At 62.4% G+C, this 17,294-nt stretch carries 17 protein-coding genes; all 17 read left to right on the forward strand.

What is annotated here, in order from left to right; translation table 11 throughout:
- The first annotated feature begins 20 nt into the window (after positions 1-20).
- The 17 genes from ABIE18_RS02310 to ABIE18_RS02390 all read left to right on the forward strand — a co-directional run bounded on the left by ABIE18_RS02310 (position 21) and on the right by ABIE18_RS02390 (position 17,165).
- The gene (locus tag ABIE18_RS02310) at positions 21-1,403 is read left to right on the forward strand and encodes a glutamine synthetase family protein (protein WP_498696987.1); all 1,383 of its coding nucleotides are present in this window, start codon (positions 21-23) and stop codon (positions 1,401-1,403) included.
- Positions 1,384-2,142, forward strand: coding sequence for a gamma-glutamyl-gamma-aminobutyrate hydrolase family protein (locus tag ABIE18_RS02315; RefSeq protein ID WP_499720987.1), 759 nt, complete (start codon positions 1,384-1,386; stop codon positions 2,140-2,142). The genes ABIE18_RS02310 and ABIE18_RS02315 overlap by 20 nt, the downstream gene beginning before the upstream one ends.
- Complete coding sequence (locus ABIE18_RS02320; protein ID WP_499720988.1) at positions 2,139-3,509, forward strand: aldehyde dehydrogenase family protein; 1,371 nt, start codon at positions 2,139-2,141, stop codon at positions 3,507-3,509. Before ABIE18_RS02315 ends, ABIE18_RS02320 begins: the two co-directional genes overlap by 4 nt.
- Positions 3,510-3,540: 31 nt before the next feature.
- Positions 3,541-4,323, forward strand: a complete 783-nt coding sequence (locus tag ABIE18_RS02325) for a 3-oxoacyl-ACP reductase (RefSeq protein WP_280626356.1) — start codon at positions 3,541-3,543, stop codon at positions 4,321-4,323.
- Between the two features lie 267 nt (positions 4,324-4,590).
- On the forward strand, positions 4,591-5,259 hold the full coding sequence (locus ABIE18_RS02330; RefSeq protein WP_499720989.1) for a PadR family transcriptional regulator: 669 nt from the start codon (positions 4,591-4,593) through the stop codon (positions 5,257-5,259).
- Between the two features lie 91 nt (positions 5,260-5,350).
- A complete protein-coding gene (locus tag ABIE18_RS02335) occupies positions 5,351-6,109 on the forward strand; it encodes a MerR family transcriptional regulator (protein ID WP_499720990.1) in 759 nt (252 codons plus the stop codon).
- 44 nt (positions 6,110-6,153) lie between these two features.
- Positions 6,154-6,759, forward strand: a complete 606-nt coding sequence (locus tag ABIE18_RS02340; RefSeq protein ID WP_499720991.1) for a TetR/AcrR family transcriptional regulator — start codon at positions 6,154-6,156, stop codon at positions 6,757-6,759.
- Between the two features lie 100 nt (positions 6,760-6,859).
- Positions 6,860-7,411, forward strand: coding sequence for a hypothetical protein (locus ABIE18_RS02345; protein WP_499720992.1), 552 nt, complete (start codon positions 6,860-6,862; stop codon positions 7,409-7,411).
- A 459-nt stretch (positions 7,412-7,870) separates the two neighbouring features.
- Positions 7,871-8,041, forward strand: a complete 171-nt coding sequence (locus tag ABIE18_RS02350) for a hypothetical protein (RefSeq protein WP_499720993.1) — start codon at positions 7,871-7,873, stop codon at positions 8,039-8,041.
- Positions 8,042-8,136: 95 nt separating this feature from the next.
- Positions 8,137-8,976 (forward strand): sulfurtransferase, encoded by an 840-nt coding sequence (locus ABIE18_RS02355; protein ID WP_499720994.1) that lies wholly within the window; start codon positions 8,137-8,139, stop codon positions 8,974-8,976.
- Between the two features lie 84 nt (positions 8,977-9,060).
- Positions 9,061-9,219 (forward strand): hypothetical protein, encoded by a 159-nt coding sequence (locus tag ABIE18_RS02360; RefSeq protein ID WP_499720995.1) that lies wholly within the window; start codon positions 9,061-9,063, stop codon positions 9,217-9,219.
- A 243-nt stretch (positions 9,220-9,462) separates the two neighbouring features.
- Positions 9,463-11,196, forward strand: a complete 1,734-nt coding sequence (locus ABIE18_RS02365) for an L-aspartate oxidase (protein WP_499720996.1) — start codon at positions 9,463-9,465, stop codon at positions 11,194-11,196.
- A 116-nt stretch (positions 11,197-11,312) separates the two neighbouring features.
- A complete protein-coding gene (locus ABIE18_RS02370; RefSeq protein WP_499720997.1) occupies positions 11,313-12,209 on the forward strand; it encodes an RNA polymerase sigma-70 factor in 897 nt (298 codons plus the stop codon).
- Positions 12,210-12,299: 90 nt separating this feature from the next.
- Positions 12,300-13,043, forward strand: a complete 744-nt coding sequence (locus ABIE18_RS02375; RefSeq protein WP_499720998.1) for an SDR family oxidoreductase — start codon at positions 12,300-12,302, stop codon at positions 13,041-13,043.
- Positions 13,044-13,150: 107 nt separating this feature from the next.
- Entirely contained in the window at positions 13,151-13,894 is a 744-nt protein-coding gene (locus tag ABIE18_RS02380; protein WP_499720999.1) for an SDR family oxidoreductase, read from the forward strand.
- Positions 13,895-14,012: 118 nt separating this feature from the next.
- Positions 14,013-15,524 carry an aldehyde dehydrogenase family protein gene (locus ABIE18_RS02385; protein ID WP_499721000.1) on the forward strand — a complete coding sequence of 504 codons (1,512 nt, stop codon included), beginning with the start codon at positions 14,013-14,015 and terminating at the stop codon, positions 15,522-15,524.
- Positions 15,525-17,165 (forward strand): GMC family oxidoreductase, encoded by a 1,641-nt coding sequence (locus ABIE18_RS02390; protein WP_499721001.1) that lies wholly within the window; start codon positions 15,525-15,527, stop codon positions 17,163-17,165.
- The last annotated feature ends 129 nt before the right edge of the window (positions 17,166-17,294 follow it).

Here is a 17,294-nt window from a genome sequence, read left to right on the forward strand (position 1 = left end):
AACCACACTGCGGAGACATCATGAATTCCCACATCCAAGAGTCCAGCCGGAACCGGCAGCTCACCGTCGACGAACTGCGCGAATCCGTTGCAAGCGGCGAAATCGATACTGTCATTGTCGCCATCACCGATGCGCTGGGTCGCCTCCAAGGCAAGCGTTGCGGTGCACGCTCCTTCCTCGAAGACGTTCTGGACCACGGCGCGGAGGGCTGCAACTACCTCCTCGCCGTGGATGTTGAAATGCAAACCGTGGACGGTTACGCGATGTCGTCCTGGGAAACGGGCTACGGGGACATGGTGATGCTGCCGGACGTTTCGACGCTTCGCCGAGTTCCTTGGCTCGAAGGCACAGCCATTGTGCAGTGCGATGTCCTGTGGACGGACCGGACCCCTGTAGCAGCATCACCACGGCAGATCCTGAAAGCCCAGATCGAGCGGCTCGAAAAGCTGGGCTACCGGGCCCACGCAGGGACCGAACTGGAGTTCCTGATGTTCGATGACTCCTACAACCAGGCTTGGCAGAAGAACTACACGGGCCTCGCGCCGTCGACCCAGTACAACGTGGACTACTCGCTCCTTGCCACTGCCCGATTGGAACCAGTGATCCGCTCCATCCGCAACAACATGGAAGCCGCGGGCCTGGTGGTCGAGTCGTCCAAGGGCGAATGCAACCTCGGTCAGCAGGAAATCACGTTCCGCTTCGATGAGGCCCTCGCCGCCTGCGATAAGCACACGTTTTACAAGAACGGCGCCAAGGAAATCGCGGACCAGCACGGCAAGAGCATCACGTTCATGTCCAAGTTCAACGAGCGCGAAGGCAACTCCTGCCACATTCACTTCAGCCTCACCGACCTGGACGGGAACCCCGTGCTGGCGGGCGACGGCGAACACGGCTTCAGCCCCCTGATGGAACGGTTCGTGGCCGGTCAACTCGCAGCGCTGCGCGAACTGGCCTATTTCCTGGCACCGAACATCAATTCCTACAAACGTTTCGTAGAGGGCAGCTTCGCGCCCACAGCGATCGCCTGGGGTTTGGATAACCGCAGCTGCGCACTCCGCGTGGTGGGCCACGGCCGGGGCCTCCGCACTGAGAACCGTGTGGGCGGCGGCGACGTGAACCCCTACCTCGCAGTGGCTGCGATGATCGCCGCTGTCATCCATGGCATCGAAAACGATCTCCAGTTGCCGGCAATCACCAAGGGCAACGCCTACGAGTCCGATGCGGAACGGCTGCCCACTACGTTGCGGGACGCGCGGGACCTCCTGGCCGAGAGCAGCATTGCGCGCAAGGCTTTCGGCGACGACGTGGTGGACCACTACGTCCACGCCGCCAACGTGGAGCTCACCGCCTACGACAGCGCCATCACAGATTGGGAGCGGGTCCGTGGCTTCGAACGTCTCTGAAATTTACCGGCCGCGGATCGCGCTCACCAGTTACCTTCAGGACGCCTCCTGGGGAGTGTGGAATACGACGGCGGCGATTCTCCCAGGATCGTACGTGGAGGCCGTGGTCGCAGCTGGAGCAACACCGATCCTGCTGCCTCCGCTGGGCACCGACGAATCCGTGCTGGACCTGGTGGACGGCCTGATTGTGGTGGGAGGTCCCGACGTCGATCCTTCCCTGTACGGTGAGGCACCGCATCCCACCACCAAGTCCCAACCGCTGCGGGACAAGCATGACTCAGCGCTCATCCGCGCCGCGCTTGAGCGCGAGCTCCCCCTGTTCGCCATTTGCCGGGGAGCCCAACTCCTCAACGTGGTTTTGGGCGGAACGCTGATCCAGCACATCCCGGACGTCCTTCCCGGCAGCAACAGTCAGCCAGCACCCGGTGTCTATGGTGAGGCGGCATTCGACACCACGCCGGGCACCCTCATCCACCACTTCCTGGGTGATTCCGCCACGTCGCCGTGCTACCACCACCAGGCCCTGGACGCCGTGCCTGAAACCCTGCGCGTGACTGCCCGCTCCGCCGATGGCCTGGTGCAGGCCATCGAAACCACCGAGGGCGGCTGGGTTCTTGGAGTCCAGTTCCATCCGGAACACAACCCCCATGATCGCCGGCTGTTCCGCGGCTTTGTGGAGGCCGCCGCCGGCTACCGCTCAGACCAGACCGCAACCATGAAAGCGATGTCCCCCGCATGACAGCAACAGTGTTTGATGTGATCAATCCGGCCACCGCGGAGGTCATCCAGACCGTTCCGCTCGCTGGCGTGGCGGAAACGGACGCAGCCATTGCCAAGGCAGCCGCCGCCTACGAGACGTGGCGGGCCGTGGCCCCCGCGGACCGGGCGCTGCTGCTGCGGCGGTTCGCTGCCGCCGTCGACAATGACCTGGAGAACCTCGCACAACTGGAGGTGCGCAACGCAGGGCACACCATCGGCAACGCTCGATGGGAAGCGGGCAACGTCCGCGACGTCCTCAATTACTACTCCGCCGCTCCGGAACGGCATTTCGGCCGCCAAATTCCTGTGGCGGGCGGCGTGAACGTAACCTTCCACGAGCCGCTGGGCGTTGTTGGCATCATTGTTCCCTGGAACTTCCCGATGCCCATCGCAGGGTGGGGATTCGCCCCCGCACTGGCCGCAGGCAATACCGTGGTGCTCAAACCGGCGGAGGTGACACCGCTGACCGCCATCCGCCTTGGTGAACTGGCTCTGGAAGCCGGCCTTCCTGAGGGCGTCTTCCAAGTGATCCCGGGCAAGGGGTCCGTGGTGGGCCAGCGGTTCGTCACGCATCCGGCGGTCCGCAAGGTGGTGTTCACTGGCTCCACCGGGGTGGGCAAGCAGATCATGGCAGGCTGCGCTGACCAAGTGAAGCGGGTGACGCTGGAGCTGGGAGGCAAGAGCGCCAACATCATTTTCGACGACGCCGATCTTGAGATGGCTGCGGCCGCCGCTCCCGGTGGCGCCTTCGACAACGCCGGCCAGGACTGCTGCGCACGTTCCAGGATCCTCGTGCAGCGCAGCGTCTACGAGCGCTTCCTGGAACTGCTGGAGCCAGAGGTCCTCGGCATGCGTGTCGGAGACCCCACAGATCCGGCCACCACCATGGGCCCGCTGATTTCGGCCCAGCAGTTGGACACGGTTTCGGCTTTCGTGCCCGACGGCGCCCCGGTCGCCTTCCAGGGGAAGGCGCCGGAAGGACCAGGCTTCTGGTTCCCGCCCACAGTGCTCACCCCGGATCTCAAGGCGCCGTCCTTCACCAACGAAATCTTCGGCCCGGTTGTTGCCGTGGTCCCATTCGACGACGAAGCAGATGCTATCCGGATCGCCAACAACACCGAGTACGGATTATCCGGCTCTATCTGGACGTCCAAAGTGGACCGGGCATTGCGCGTTGCCCGGGGAGTCGAATCGGGCAACCTCTCCGTGAACTCCCATTCGTCCGTCCGGTACTCCACCCCGTTTGGCGGCTTCAAGCAGTCCGGCCTTGGCCGCGAGCTCGGCCCCGACGCCCTTGACGCCTTCAGCGAGGTCAAGAACGTCTTCATTTCCACCCAGTCATCCTGAATCTTTTCCACTTTTTCAAAGGAGAGCACCAATGCAAGCAGTAGTTTCCAACCGCCTCGCCGGCCGCAGCGCAGTCATCACCGGCGGTGCCAGTGGCATCGGCCTGGCCACAGCACGCCGGATGGCAGCTGAGGGCGCCAACGTCGTGATCGCCGACATCGAACCCACCTCCGGGATTGCGGCAGCCAGCGAAGTAGGCGGCCTGTTCGTCAAAGTAGACGTGACCAGTGAAGAAGAAGTCCGCAACCTCTACGCCCAGACCAAGGAGACGTACGGCAGTGTTGACATCGCGTTCAACAATGCGGGCATCTCCCCCGCCGACGACGCTTCCATCCTGGACACCGGAATCGACGCCTGGCGCAGGGTGCAGGAAGTGAACCTGACCTCCGTCTACTACTGCTGCAAGTACGCCATTCCTTACATGCAGGAGCAGGGCAAGGGGTCCATCATCAACACGGCATCGTTCGTGGCCGTCATGGGAGCGGCAACATCCCAGATTTCATACAGCGCCTCAAAGGGTGGAGTCCTGTCCATGAGCCGGGAACTCGGCGTCGAGTTTGCACGGCAGGGCATCCGCATCAACGCCCTCTGCCCGGGACCGGTGAACACCCCCCTGCTGAAGGAACTCTTCGCGAAGGATCCTGAGAAGGCAGCACGGCGGTTGGTGCACGTTCCTCTGGGCCGATTCGCGGAGCCGGAAGAGCTGGCCGCAGCGGTCGCCTTCCTGGCCAGCGACGACGCTTCCTTCATCACGGCCTCCACTTTCCTGGTGGATGGCGGCATCTCGGGAGCTTACGTCACTCCCCTCTCGTAGCATCTTGAGAACCTCGACGGCGGGTGCGGACTTTTCGTGAAGTCCGCACCCGCCGTCGGGCTTTAACCCTCTCTCACATCCCAACCGTCCTGACCGGATGCTCTCTCACATCCCAACGGTCCTGACCGGATGTTCTCTCACATCCCGGCCGTTCCAACCGATGCTCGCTCCCCAAACAGGCTATTGACGTTCCGATAGTTACCGATATATCGTTAACTATCGCCGATAATCCTTCGACGAACCACTAACCGAAAGGATGATGCTGTTATGAAAGGCATCAACGAACACGACAACAATTTCCCTGAGCACGGCCACGGACATCCCGAGCATGGACATGGTCGAGGTCGCTTCAATCGAGGCAAAGGCCGTCGCGGACCGGGCGGCCACGGCGGCCCCGGCTTTGGACCCGGCTTTGGGCCCGGCGGTTTCGGACCTGGTTTCGGACCCGGCGGCTTCGGCCCGGGCGGTTTCGGCCCAAGGGGCTTTGGTCCCGGCGGCGGGCGGCGGGCAAACCGCGGCGACGTCCGGGCGGCAATTCTCTCCTTGCTCGCAGAGGCGCCATCCAACGGCTACGGACTGATCAAGACCATCGCCGAGAAGACCTCCGGAACATGGCGGCCCAGCCCCGGATCCGTCTACCCCACGTTGCAGCAGCTGGTTGATGAAGAGCTCATCACAGCCGTGGGCGAGGGGCGTCGGACGGAATTCACGTTGACTGACGACGGCCGCGCCTACGTTGCCGAGCATGAGGAAGAGCTCGCCAATGCCTGGAACACCGAGGCCGACGGAAACATGCAGGAGTTCCACCAGAGCATCGGGAAACTCATGGGCGTCGTCCACCAGTTCCGCGCTGCGGCAACCGACGAGCAACGCAGGGCAGCGATCGAGAAGCTCGATGAAACCCGCCGCGCGCTGTACCTGATCCTGGCCGACTGATTCCTCCAATCCACCCCCTTGACCTTGACGTAACGTCAACCATTACTGTCAAAGGACAAGCCAGGAACGAGAGGGCCAGGACGGAGGACTCATGGACTGGTCGATCCAGGAAATCGCCAAGATGGCAGGGACAACCAGCCGCACGCTGCGTCACTACGACGACATTGGGCTGCTCAAGCCAAGCCGGACCGGTCATAACGGCTATCGCTATTACGACGGTCCGGCCTTGGTGCAGCTTCAGCGGATCCTCCTGCTCCGGGAACTTGGACTGGGTTTGCCTGCAATCGCCGACGTGCTTGCCCGGGAGACCGACACCGTTAAGGCGTTGAGCGGCCACCTGGAATGGCTTGGGCAAGAGCAGGACCGTCTGGCGCGACAGATCGCGTCCGTGCGGCAAACCATTGAGACCTTGAAAGGGGATGGAAATTACATGGCACAGGACATGTTTGATGGCTTCGACCACACTCAGTACAAGGACGAGGTAGAGGAGCGCTGGGGCAAGGACGCTTACGCCACAAGTGACGCTTGGTGGCGCGGCATGAGCGCCGAAGAAAAGCAGCAATGGAAGGAACGCTCCCGGAAGCTGGGGAGCGACTGGATCTCCGCTGCCACGTCCGGAATTGCACCCGACAGCGCTGAAGCACAGGAACTGGCAAGGCGCCACGTCGAATGGCTCCGCGGAATCCCGGGCACCCCGTCCGCCACTCCCGGTGGAGACGTGAAGGGCTACGTCACAGGCCTCGGCGAAATGTACGTTGCGGACCCTCGATTTGCCGCCAACTACGGCGGGGAGTCCGGAGCAACGTTCGTTCGGGATGCCCTCCGGGTTTACGCGGAGGAGAACCTCTAGGCAGCCGGGATGCGCCGATCCGGGTTTGGCAATAGTCTGGCCGGATGGGTACAAGCACCGTAAAGTCCAGCGAACAGGTCGATAGGCAGACACGCATTCTCGAAGCGGCCTTGGAACTGCTGTCCCGCCACGGCATTTCGGGGATCAATATGCGCGCCGTGGCCCGTGAAGCCGGCGTCGCACTGGGGCTCGTGAATTACTACTACGAAGACAAGTCGAGCCTGATCCGTGCGGTGCTGCGCCAAATTGAAGAGCACGACCTCATGCTGGTGGAGCCGACGCCCGCCTCAACCCCGGACGAGCAACTCCGAGAGTCACTTCGGCGCGTTGCGGACCCCGACCTTCTGACCACGCCGTACCTGTCCCTCCGCCTCCACCTCTGGGCCCTCGCCCAGGCGCATGAGGACTTCGCACGGATCAACGCTGCGGCGTTCGACCGGTATCTGGACGGGCTCGCCACACTCATAGGGAATGCCAAACCCGAGCTTTCTGCCGATGAGAGTAAGGAGCGGGCAGCAGACATCGTCGTCGTGCAAAACGGCATGTGGCTCACAACGCTCCTAGGTATCGACAAGGCTGCCATCGAGCGAGGCATTGCCCGCACAGAGCAGATCGCTTTCGCCCCTTCGCGTCACGACGACCGGCAGTGATGAAGCGCGGCCTGGACCTTCTACGCCCGCCTTCCGGCTCCAGTTGACTGGCTGGGGCCTTCCGGGCAGGCTGTGAGGACATCCGGCAAGGGGGACCACGATGACTTACCGAGGCTCGTTGGCCGCTATCGCGGTGCTGCTTGGGTTTGCCCTTTCCGGATGCCAGCCTGTTGCCGGGCCGCTCACGGTCGGGTCTCCCTCAGCAGCGGTGCCCAGCCCGTCGTCCTCTGAGCTTTCGGCCATCATCCGGACTGCCGTCGAGGACCGCAACGGCACTGCCCTCGACGTTCCCCCGGAGCCGCATCTCAGCGACGTCCAGTCGACGGCGGCCTACCGGGCGAAGCGTGCGAGGGACCTTCCGGTGGTGGCGAGGTCAAAGGCCGGCTTCAAGTCGGTGGGTTTCTGGTACACGGACTTTTCGACGACGATCACGGTGGAGTCAATCGAGGTGGCCGGCTCGGAAGCGAGCGTCCATTTCAAGGAAGTGACCGAGCAACACCAGGCCTCGGCAGCGAATGGACCAAGCAACATCCCGTCCGGCTACTCCCTGCCGCAGACGGCGATGTTCCGGGCATCCGCGGATGGATGGCAGCTCGACAGCATCACGCCGTCGGTACATGGGGGCGGCTTGCCGATGTCCGTCGTCGAGTAGCGGGAACAGGGCTGGATGCCCTGTAGCGGCGCGGGGCCGCGACTAGTACCAGTACCGTCTTCCGGCAAGAGGGCGTCCGATTGCACCGAGCAACAAAAGGATGAGGCCGATAACAGCCAGAATCCACCCAATAGTTATCAGGATTCCAATGTTGAAAATATAACCAAGGATTAGCAGAACAACTCCGAGTATGAGCACTTTAGTCCCTACCTTTCCAAATATTCTGACAAACCCTAAGTTGCAAGACGGTTGATTGCCCTCGTCCCATTCGTACCACACCGGGTTATCGAGTGGAACAGGAACATTCAACAGATGTTCGTCCCAGCACCGTCCTTTTTTGGCGCGGCATACACGCACCGCCAGGTTCACCTTCATACAAGAAGAATCGCAAGGTTCCATGCCTGGCTAGCAGGTGCCATTTCCTCAAGACCACTCCCTGCGCGAGGACGGCCGAGAACCGTGAATTCATACTCTCTCACCATCGGTGCAGGACTTATGGAGCCCTTCAAACTGCTGCTGGACGCAGAATCAGCCAAAGCAACTGTTGAAGACGAGTTTGACCTTAATCGCCAAAGCACGGTCATGCTTGACGAGTTCCGGACGCTTCTGCGAGCCGTCGAGGGTTCGTAAAACCGCTTGGTCCGGTAGGGGATCCTTGGCTTCTTGCATCCGCATAATGAGACGTTTTTGCTCGAATAGTGGACACATTCTTTAGCCTGCAGTGTATGGACGATAGTCGGATAACCCAAGAGGACCTTCCGCCCTTTGTTGATGCCGCATGGCTCAAGGCACATCGAGGTAACGTTGTCACCGCTGATGTTCGCTGGTACCTCGACGGCGGGCCGGGCCGTGAAGCGTACGACGGCGGCCACCTTCCGGATGCGGTGTTCGTGGACCTGGACTCATGGCTGTCTGGGAGTTCGGGACCACACGGGCTGAACCCGCTTCCCGACCCTGAAGTTTTCGCACAGGGAATGTCCTCCTTGGGAATCGGCGACTCCACGACCGTCGTCGCCTATGATGACGCCGGAGGAGTCATCGCCGCGCGGCTCGTGTGGATGCTGCGTGCGCTCGGGCATCGGGCGGCGTTGCTCGACGGCGGGCTTGCCGCGTGGACGGGACCGCTGGAGACGAAGCCCGTGAAGCCGACGCCCGCGACTTTCACGCCGTCTCCGTGGCCGGAGGCGCATCTCGCCCAGCTTGAGGACATCACGGCAGGCTTTGCCGGGATCATGGTCGACGCCCGCAATGCCGACCGCTTCGACGGAAGCCTCCAACTGCCCACCGATCCCCAAGCCGGACACATCCCGGGCGCAGTGAACGTCCCGTGCCGCGGGAACCTCACCCCTGATGGACGCCTGCGCCCGATCGCCGAGGTCCGACGAGCGTTTGCGAAGGTTGGGATCGAAGACGCGAGTGCCGTCATCTCTTACTGTGGATCGGGCGTCACGGCCTGCCACAACCTTCTCGCCCTGGAGTATGCAGGACTCGGCCGCGGCCGTCTCTACGCAGGCGGTTGGTCAGAGTACGGAGCCGAGCCTCACCGCCCAGCCGAGCTTGGCTGACAAAGGACCTACGCCTTCCAGCCTCCATGGGAATCGCTGGTGGCTTGCGTAGCATTGGGGCTCAACGACTATTGGGGGGTAGTAATGAATCTAAGTCCAACCTTCGGAATCATCGGGATCCTCTACGCGGTCTTCGTGATCGCGGTGACCGTCCTTGCCGTGTACGCCTTGGTCCTGGCCATCATCTTCTTACGGCTGAGGATCGCTGAGTTGAAGAGGGCAGCACGGGCCGAGGACAACTAACGCCGCTGCGCAATTGCGGGGATACAGGTGTTCCGGAGTGCCCGCCCAGATCGATCAATACCATTCTCGCGAGTACGCGCAGCTCTGGCCGTCGTTTCTTCTGTCACAAATCCGAGGGCTGTCCGGTCTTTAGTTGGTGACGAGACCGGAGGACTAGCTGCGCCAATGAAATCCAAGATGACATACCGGCGCGCGCCTCAAGGAATCTTAAGTTCAGATATCCCGAGTGAATGGAATGTAGTGATGAAGCCTCAGGAACTGCTCGTGTCGACGTCGGTGCTCGTCATTGGCACGGGAGGTGCCGGACTCCGCGCCGCGATCGAACTGGCCGAGCTGGGTGTCGATGTGCTCGCTGTCGGCAAAAGGCCCAGAAGCGACGCCCACACTTCACTCGCGGCGGGAGGCATCAACGCCGCTCTCGGCACAATGGATGCGGATGACAGTTGGCAGCAGCACGCCGCCGACACAATCCTGGAGAGCTACGATCTTGCGAACCCTGAGATCGTGGAGATCGTCACCAAGGGGGCCGCCCAGGGTATCAGCGACTTGGAACGCTATGGCATGCCATTCGCCCGCGAGGAAGATGGACGGATCAGCCAGCGTTTCTTCGGTGCTCATACGTTCCGCCGGACGGCTTTCAGCGGCGACTATACGGGCCTCGAAATTCAGCGCACGCTTGTAAATCGCGCCGCCGAGCTCGACGTTCCGATATTGGACGATGTTTACATCACGCGCATCCTTGTCACCGAGGGCCGGGTCTTCGGTGCCTATGGCTTCCGGCTCTCGGACGGGACGCGCTATCGGATCCATGCCGACGCCGTGGTGCTCGCTGCCGGAGGGCACACCCGCATCTGGCGACGCACGTCCAGCCGGCGGGACGAAAACACTGGTGATTCCTTCCGCCTGGCAGTGCTCGCAGGCGGCCGCATCCGCGACCCCGAGCTGGTCCAGTTCCATCCATCAGGCATTCTTGAGCCAGAGAATGCTGCAGGAACGCTCATCTCGGAAGCCGCGCGCGGCGAGGGCGGTATCCTCACCAACGCCCTCGGCGAACGCTTCATGGCCAAATACGATCCAGAGCGCATGGAGCTCTCCACCAGAGATCGGGTGGCGTTGGCTTGTTATACAGAGATTCAACAGGGCCGCGGCACGCCCAATGGTGGCGTGTGGCTGGACGTTTCACACCTGCCTCGGGAGACCATCATGCGTCGCCTGCCGCGTGTTTATCAGACCATGCTCGAATTGCAGATGCTCGACATCACGACGACGCCAATGGAAATCGCACCGACAGCGCATTACTCCATGGGCGGCGTCTGGGTCCGTCCCGACGATCACGGCACGGATGTCGCGGGTCTCTATGCAATCGGGGAGGCCTCAAGCGGCCTGCATGGCGCCAACCGTTTGGGAGGCAACTCGCTGATCGAGCTCCTGGTGTTCGGTAGGATCGTCGGCAAAGCCGCCGCTGAGTATTCGGGGTCCCTCAAGGCACACGTGCGGTCAACCGAGGCGGTGGATGAAGCTCGGAAAGAGATAGATGAGCTGCTCAACGCCAAGGGACGCGAGAACGTCCGCGTACTCCAGCGGGCCATCCGAGACACCATGACCACGCATGCGGGTGTTGTGCGCAATGAAGAAGGTCTTACGCAGGGCTTGGCGGAGCTCGACGACATTGAGGCCCGCATCACCGAGGTGGGCGTGCATCCCGACATCGCCGGATATCAGGATCTTGCACACGCTTTCGACTTGAAGGCAGCCGCCCTTGCCGCGCGCGCGACGCTCGAAGCTGCCCGTGAACGCCGTGAAACACGCGGCTGTCATAACCGCAGCGACTACCCGGATCCTGATTCAAGCTTGCAGGTGAATCTTGTCTGGTCTCCTGCTCGCGGCATCGAGCGCGAAGCCATCGCGGCTGTATCGCACGAGATTGCGAAGCACATGCGTCGACCGGTCACGACCGCTGACAAACTCGTCGAGTGAGTGGGCGGTAAGAATTGGAACATCCATCTACCGCCAGATTCGCCCGCCGTCGTAGGTCGCCCCGGCTCAGGCTTCCACGGCCAGCGTCCAATCCTTCGAGCAGTAACATTGGGCGCATGGATGCCGACACGGGGTCAGCGGCCGAATTGGAAACGGCATCGACAATTTTCGCGGAAGTCCGTCCTCGATTGTTCGGGATCGCCTACCGCATGCTCGGAAGTGTCAGCGAGGCGGAAGACATCGTCCAGGAGACGTGGGTCCGATGGCAGACATGCGATCGCAGCCTGGTTCGGCATGCGCCAGCGTTCCTGGCGACCACCGCCACCCGTCTTGCCATCAATGTCGGGCAGTCGGCACGTGCCCGTCGTGAGACGTACGTCGGCCCTTGGCTGCCCGAGCCTGTGGACACAAGCGCCGACCCTGAACTGGGCGCCTTGCGTGGTGAAGCGCTCGAGTTTGCGGTGTTGCTGATATTGGAAAAGCTGTCGCCGACCGAACGGGCGGCGTATGTGCTGCGGCAAGCGTTCGACTATCCGTATGAGCAGATCGCCGAGATCATCCAACAGACAGAAGGCAATGCCCGCCAGTTGGTCAGCCGGGCGCGCAAACGCCTTGCAGATGAGAAACGTGCTGAGGTGAGCGTGAGCGAGCAGCGGCACCTGCTGGAGGCATTCCTTGCTGCTGCGCGAACCGGGAACCTGGCCGCTCTGGAGGCTCTGTTCGCCGCCGACGTCGTCAGTTACTCCGACGGCGGCGGAAAGGTTCGGGCTTCGAAATTCCCTGTTGTCGGACGGGAAAGGGTCGCGAAGTACTACCAGGCGTTCGCGTCGCGTTTCTGGCTTGGCGTCGATACCCAGGCTTTCATGGCCAACGGCCGGCCCTCCGCTCGGCTGGCCCGGGACGGAGTGGTGTTTGCGGTGGTAACCCTCACTGCGTCTGCCGATGGTATTGACCGGCTGTTGTGGACGATGAATCCAGACAAACTCTCCGGCGTGACGAGCGTTGGGGGCTGACTGTCACAGATTGATCCGGTACCCGGTCATAGCTGGTGGACGGAATGTCACTACATTCCGCTAAGCCAATATCGGAGGGAAAAGATCATCATGAAGATCGTTGTGTTCGGCGGCACCGGCCTGATCGGCAAGCAGGTTGTGGAGATCCTGAGCAGTCAGGGCCATGAGGCGAAAGCGGCGTCCCCTTCCACCGGGGTGGATTCCGTGACCGGCCAGGGATTGGATGAGGCGATGGTGGGGGCGGACGTTGTTGTCGACTTGACGAACACTTCCGATTTCGACGAGAAGGTAGTCGTTCCCTTCTTCTCCACTTCATCCCGCAATCTTCTCGCTGCCGGGAAAAGGGCCGGGGTGCAGCATCATGTGGCACTGTCGGTCGTTGGAACCGACCGTATCGACGTCGGCTACTTCGCCGGAAAAACCGCGCAGGAGAAAGCTGTTAGAGAAGGCGGGGTGCCCTACACCATTCTCCGGGCAACTCAATTCTTCGAGTTCCTCCCGGTCATCGCGAATGCAGGAATGCGCGACGGGTCGATTCATGTGACAAATTACCTGATGCAGCCGATGGCTGCTGCCGACGTTGCCCGCATTGTGGCGGAGACGGCGGTCTCGCCAGCGATTGACGGCGTCCTGGAAATGGCGGGCCCTGAACGCGCAGGCATTAATGAATTCGTGGGGCGGGTTCTCGCGGCCCACAATGATTCCCGTCCGGTGGTTGTTGATACCCAAGCCGGCTACTTCAGTATACCCATCGAAGAGACGAGCATCGTTCCCCTGGGTGAATCCCGCATCGGGGACATCACGCTCAAGGAATGGCTGAACGTGACGTCCTAGCACGGCCCGTCTTTGCTCAGGCTGTCACAGATTGTGTTGGTACCCGGTCATATCTGGTGGACGGATGTCACTGCATCCCTTCACGCCACTTATCGGAAGGAAAGATCATGAAGATCGTAGTTATCGGCGGCACTGGCCTGATCGGCTCGAAACTGGTCAGCAAACTCAGCGAACATGGACACGAAGCAGTGGCCGCTTCCCCTGACTCGGGGGTGAACACGCTCACGGGCGAGGGCCTCGCGGATGTCTTGCAGGGAGCCGACACTGTAGTCGATGTGTCGAACTCGCCCTCGTTTGAAGATGCGGCTGTGCTCGATTTCTTTACCACCTCCACCCGCAACCAGCTCGCCGCGGAGAAGGAGGCCGGCGTTGGGCACCATGTCGCGCTGTCGGTCGTGGGCACGGAGCGCCTGCTTGAGAGTGGCTACTTCCGGGCGAAAATCGCTCAGGAAAAGCTCATCAAGGAATCGGGCGTCCCGTATTCGATTGTTCACGCGACGCAGTTTTTCGAGTTCGTCAAGAGCATCGCCCAGGCCGCGACTGACGGAAACACTGTTCGTCTGTCACCCGCCCTGATCCAGCCCATGGCCGCTGAGGACGTGGCCACCGCTGTTGCCCGTACGGCAGTCGGAAGTCCACGAAACGCCACCGTTGAGGTCGCCGGTCCCGAGCAGTTCGGTCTCGATGAGCTAATCCGCAAGGGCCTCAGCTTCCATGGCGACCCCCGCGAGGTTGTCACTGACCCTAGCGCGCGCTACTTCAACGCCATGCTCCAGGATGGCGAGCTGCTTCCCGGCAGCGAAGCGACCATTTATAACACCCGCTTTGAGGAGTGGCTGAACCAGCAGTAGCCGGACAGTGTGCGGGGTGTCCTTTACAGAGGACGCCCCGCACCACCCGCCCGCAATCTTGAACATTTGTTCATACTGACTCTTGAACAGATGTTCAAGATGCACTAATCTGCAAAGTATGACCCAAGCCACATTCTCCGATTCCGCATCCACTCTTTTCATCAACGGCTCGTGGGAGCCGGCTGCGTCCGGTGCGGTCCGCCAAATCCACAACCCGGCCGACGGCGAACTGGTCGCCACGGTGTCCGAGGCTGGCCGCGAAGACGCCGAGCGTGCCATTTCTGCCGCTCGTGCGGCCTTTGACTCCGGCGTCTGGTCTTCAGTCCCCGCACCAGAACGCGGCGCGTTCCTGCTGAAGGTCGCCGCTGAACTGCGCGAACGCCGGGAGAAGTTCGCCCGTGCCGAATCACTGGACACCGGCAAGCGAATCATCGAAAGCCGCATCGACATCGACGACATCGCTGCCTGCTTCGAATACTTCGGAAGGCTCGCTGGGCAGTCCGCGGGCCGTGTAGTCGATGCCGGGGACAACGCCGTCGCCAGCAAGATCGTTTACGAGCCCGTTGGCGTCTGCGGCTTGATCACGCCGTGGAATTACCCGCTGCTGCAGGCTGCGTGGAAGATCGCGCCCGCCCTGGCCGCTGGCTGCACCTTCGTCCTCAAGCCCGCCGAGCTGACCCCGTCCACGGCAATCCTGGCCATGCAGTTGCTCAAGGACCTTGGCCTGCCGGACGGCGTCGCCAACCTCGTGACAGGCCCTGGCGCCAAAGCGGGCGCACCCCTTTCGGAACACCCTGACATTGACCTGGTCTCCTTTACGGGCGGCCTGGAAACCGGCAAGCGTATTGCCGCGGCGGCATCCGGCACGGTTAAAAAGGTGGCGCTGGAGCTCGGCGGCAAGAACCCCAACGTCGTGTTTGCTGACGCTGACTTCGACGCCGCCGTCGACAATGCGTTGAACGGCGCGTTTGTGCACTCAGGCCAGGTCTGCTCCGCTGGGGCGCGGCTGGTGGTGGAGGAATCCATCGCCGAGCGCTTCGTCGACGAGCTGGTCCGCAGGGCACAGGACATCCGCCTCGGCGGCCCGTTCGATGAGTCCGCCGAAACCGGACCGCTGATTTCCGCAGCCCACCGCGAGAAGGTGGATGCCTACGTCCAGCGTGGCGTGGCGGAAGGTGCGCGGTTGCGTTGTGGTGGCGCGGCCCCTGAAGGGGAGAAGTACGACGCCGGTTATTACTACCAGCCGACCATTCTGGACCGCGTCCAACGGGGAATGTCGGTTGTCATCGACGAAGCCTTCGGCCCGGTTGTAACGGTCGAAACCTTCCGCACTGAAGACGAAGCCATAGCCACCGCGAACGACACCATCTACGGACTGGCCGGCGCCGTCTGGACCCAGGATGCAGGCAAGGCGCAGCGGGTGGCAGGCCGGCTGCGGCACGGCACCGTTTGGATCAACGACTACCACCCCTACCTTCCACAGGCCGAATGGGGCGGCTTCGGCCAGTCCGGCGTCGGCCGCGAGCTCGGTCCCACCGGACTCGCTGAATACCAGGAAGCCAAGCACATCTACCAGAACACCAACCCGCAGGTAACCGGCTGGTTCGCTGACCGCAGCAAGGAGAAATAGATGCACACCGACAACATCGAGAACCTCAATGACCGAGGGTTCGACTACGTCGTCATCGGCGGCGGTTCTGCCGGAGCCGCTGTAGCCGCCCGACTGAGCGAGGATCCTTCCGTTACCGTGGCGCTGGTTGAAGCTGGTCCGGATGACCGCGGCCTCCCCGAGATCCTGCAGCTTGACCGGTGGATGGAACTGCTGGAGTCGGGCTATGACTGGGACTACCCGGTGGAACCGCAGGAGAACGGCAACTCCTTCATGCGCCACGCCCGCGCCAAAGTCATGGGCGGCTGCTCCAGCCACAACTCCTGCATCGCATTCTGGGCTCCTCGCGAAGACCTGGACGAGTGGGAGTCAAAGTACGGCGCCACCGGCTGGAATGCTGCTGCCGCCTGGCCCTTGTACCAGCGGCTGGAAACCAATGAGGACGCCGGCCCGGATGCTCCCCACCATGGCGATTCGGGGCCCGTGCACCTGATGAACGTGCCCCCGGCGGACCCCGCCGGCGTCGCGCTCCTTGACGCCTGCGAGCAGGCCGGCATCCCCCGCGCTAAGTTCAACGACGGCAGCACGGTGATCAACGGCGCCAACTTTTTCCAGATCAACCGCCGTTCGGACGGGACGCGTTCCTCCAGCTCGGTCTCCTACATCCACCCCATCATCGATCGTGAAAACTTCACGCTGCTGACCGGCCTGCGTGCCCGCCAACTGGTATTCGACGCAGACAAGCGCTGCACCGGCGTCGACGTCGTGGACTCGGCTTTCGGCCGGACCCACCGGCTCACAGCGCATCGCGAGGTCATCCTGTCCACCGGCGCCATCGACTCCCCCAAGCTCCTCATGCTCTCCGGCATCGGCCCGGCCGCGCATCTGGCCGCGCACGGCATCGACGTGGTGGTCGACTCCCCCGGCGTCGGCGAGCACCTGCAGGACCACCCGGAAGGCGTGGTGCAGTTCGAGGCCAAGCACCCGATGGTTCAGACCTCCACCCAGTGGTGGGAGATTGGCATCTTCACCCCCACCGAAGAGGGTCTGGACCGCCCGGACCTGATGATGCATTACGGCTCTGTCCCCTTCGACATGAACACCCTTCGGTACGGCTACCCCACCACGGAGAATGGCTTCAGCCTCACGCCGAACGTCACCCATGCCCGTTCCCGCGGGACAGTCCGGCTTCGCAGCCGGGACTTCCGCGACAAGCCGATGGTCGACCCCCGCTACTTCACGGATCCGGAGGGCCACGACATGCGCGTCATGGTTGCCGGCATCCGCAAGGCCCGGGAAATCGCCGCGCAGCCAGCCATGGCTGAATGGGCCGGCCGGGAGCTCTCGCCTGGTATCGAGGCACAGACGGACGAGGAACTGCAGGATTACATCCGCAAAACGCACAACACGGTCTACCACCCCGTCGGCACTGTCCGGATGGGTCCCGTGGACGACGACATGTCACCGCTGGATCCCGAGTTGCGGGTCAAGGGCGTTACAGGCCTGCGCGTTGCCGATGCCTCCGTCATGCCGGAACACGTCACCGTGAACCCCAACATCACCGTCATGATGATTGGTGAGCGGTGCGCGGACCTCATCAGGGCCAGCCGGACGGATGAAACCACGACGGCGGAGGCGGACTTCAGCTTGACCCCCGCCTGAGCAGGTGATTGCCATTGAAAACACCGGTGGAGGGTGCACCCAGCGCCCCCACCGGCGTTTCAGTGTCCACGTTGCCATGCCCACATGTCAGTGCCCGCGAGCGCTAAAGCCTGGAAAGGGCACCTGCAT

The sequence above is a fragment of the Arthrobacter sp. 2762 genome, assembly GCF_040548745.1.
In the GTDB taxonomy this organism is placed as follows: domain Bacteria; phylum Actinomycetota; class Actinomycetes; order Actinomycetales; family Micrococcaceae; genus Arthrobacter.

Excerpts from the sequence above, each read along its gene's own strand:
- ABIE18_RS02310 (WP_498696987.1), top strand. The coding sequence starts at position 21 with ATGAATTCCCACATCCAAGAGTCCAGCCGGAACCGGCAGCTCACCGTC.
- ABIE18_RS02320 (WP_499720988.1), top strand. The coding sequence starts at position 2,139 with ATGACAGCAACAGTGTTTGATGTGATCAATCCGGCCACCGCGGAGGTC.
- ABIE18_RS02325 (WP_280626356.1), top strand. The coding sequence starts at position 3,541 with ATGCAAGCAGTAGTTTCCAACCGCCTCGCCGGCCGCAGCGCAGTCATC.
- ABIE18_RS02330 (WP_499720989.1), top strand. The coding sequence starts at position 4,591 with ATGAAAGGCATCAACGAACACGACAACAATTTCCCTGAGCACGGCCAC.
- ABIE18_RS02335 (WP_499720990.1), top strand. The coding sequence starts at position 5,351 with ATGGACTGGTCGATCCAGGAAATCGCCAAGATGGCAGGGACAACCAGC.
- ABIE18_RS02340 (WP_499720991.1), top strand. The coding sequence starts at position 6,154 with ATGGGTACAAGCACCGTAAAGTCCAGCGAACAGGTCGATAGGCAGACA.
- ABIE18_RS02345 (WP_499720992.1), top strand. The coding sequence starts at position 6,860 with ATGACTTACCGAGGCTCGTTGGCCGCTATCGCGGTGCTGCTTGGGTTT.
- ABIE18_RS02355 (WP_499720994.1), top strand. The coding sequence starts at position 8,137 with ATGGACGATAGTCGGATAACCCAAGAGGACCTTCCGCCCTTTGTTGAT.
- ABIE18_RS02360 (WP_499720995.1), top strand. The coding sequence starts at position 9,061 with ATGAATCTAAGTCCAACCTTCGGAATCATCGGGATCCTCTACGCGGTC.
- ABIE18_RS02365 (WP_499720996.1), top strand. The coding sequence starts at position 9,463 with ATGAAGCCTCAGGAACTGCTCGTGTCGACGTCGGTGCTCGTCATTGGC.
- ABIE18_RS02370 (WP_499720997.1), top strand. The coding sequence starts at position 11,313 with ATGGATGCCGACACGGGGTCAGCGGCCGAATTGGAAACGGCATCGACA.
- ABIE18_RS02375 (WP_499720998.1), top strand. The coding sequence starts at position 12,300 with ATGAAGATCGTTGTGTTCGGCGGCACCGGCCTGATCGGCAAGCAGGTT.
- ABIE18_RS02380 (WP_499720999.1), top strand. The coding sequence starts at position 13,151 with ATGAAGATCGTAGTTATCGGCGGCACTGGCCTGATCGGCTCGAAACTG.
- ABIE18_RS02385 (WP_499721000.1), top strand. The coding sequence starts at position 14,013 with ATGACCCAAGCCACATTCTCCGATTCCGCATCCACTCTTTTCATCAAC.
- ABIE18_RS02390 (WP_499721001.1), top strand. The coding sequence starts at position 15,525 with ATGCACACCGACAACATCGAGAACCTCAATGACCGAGGGTTCGACTAC.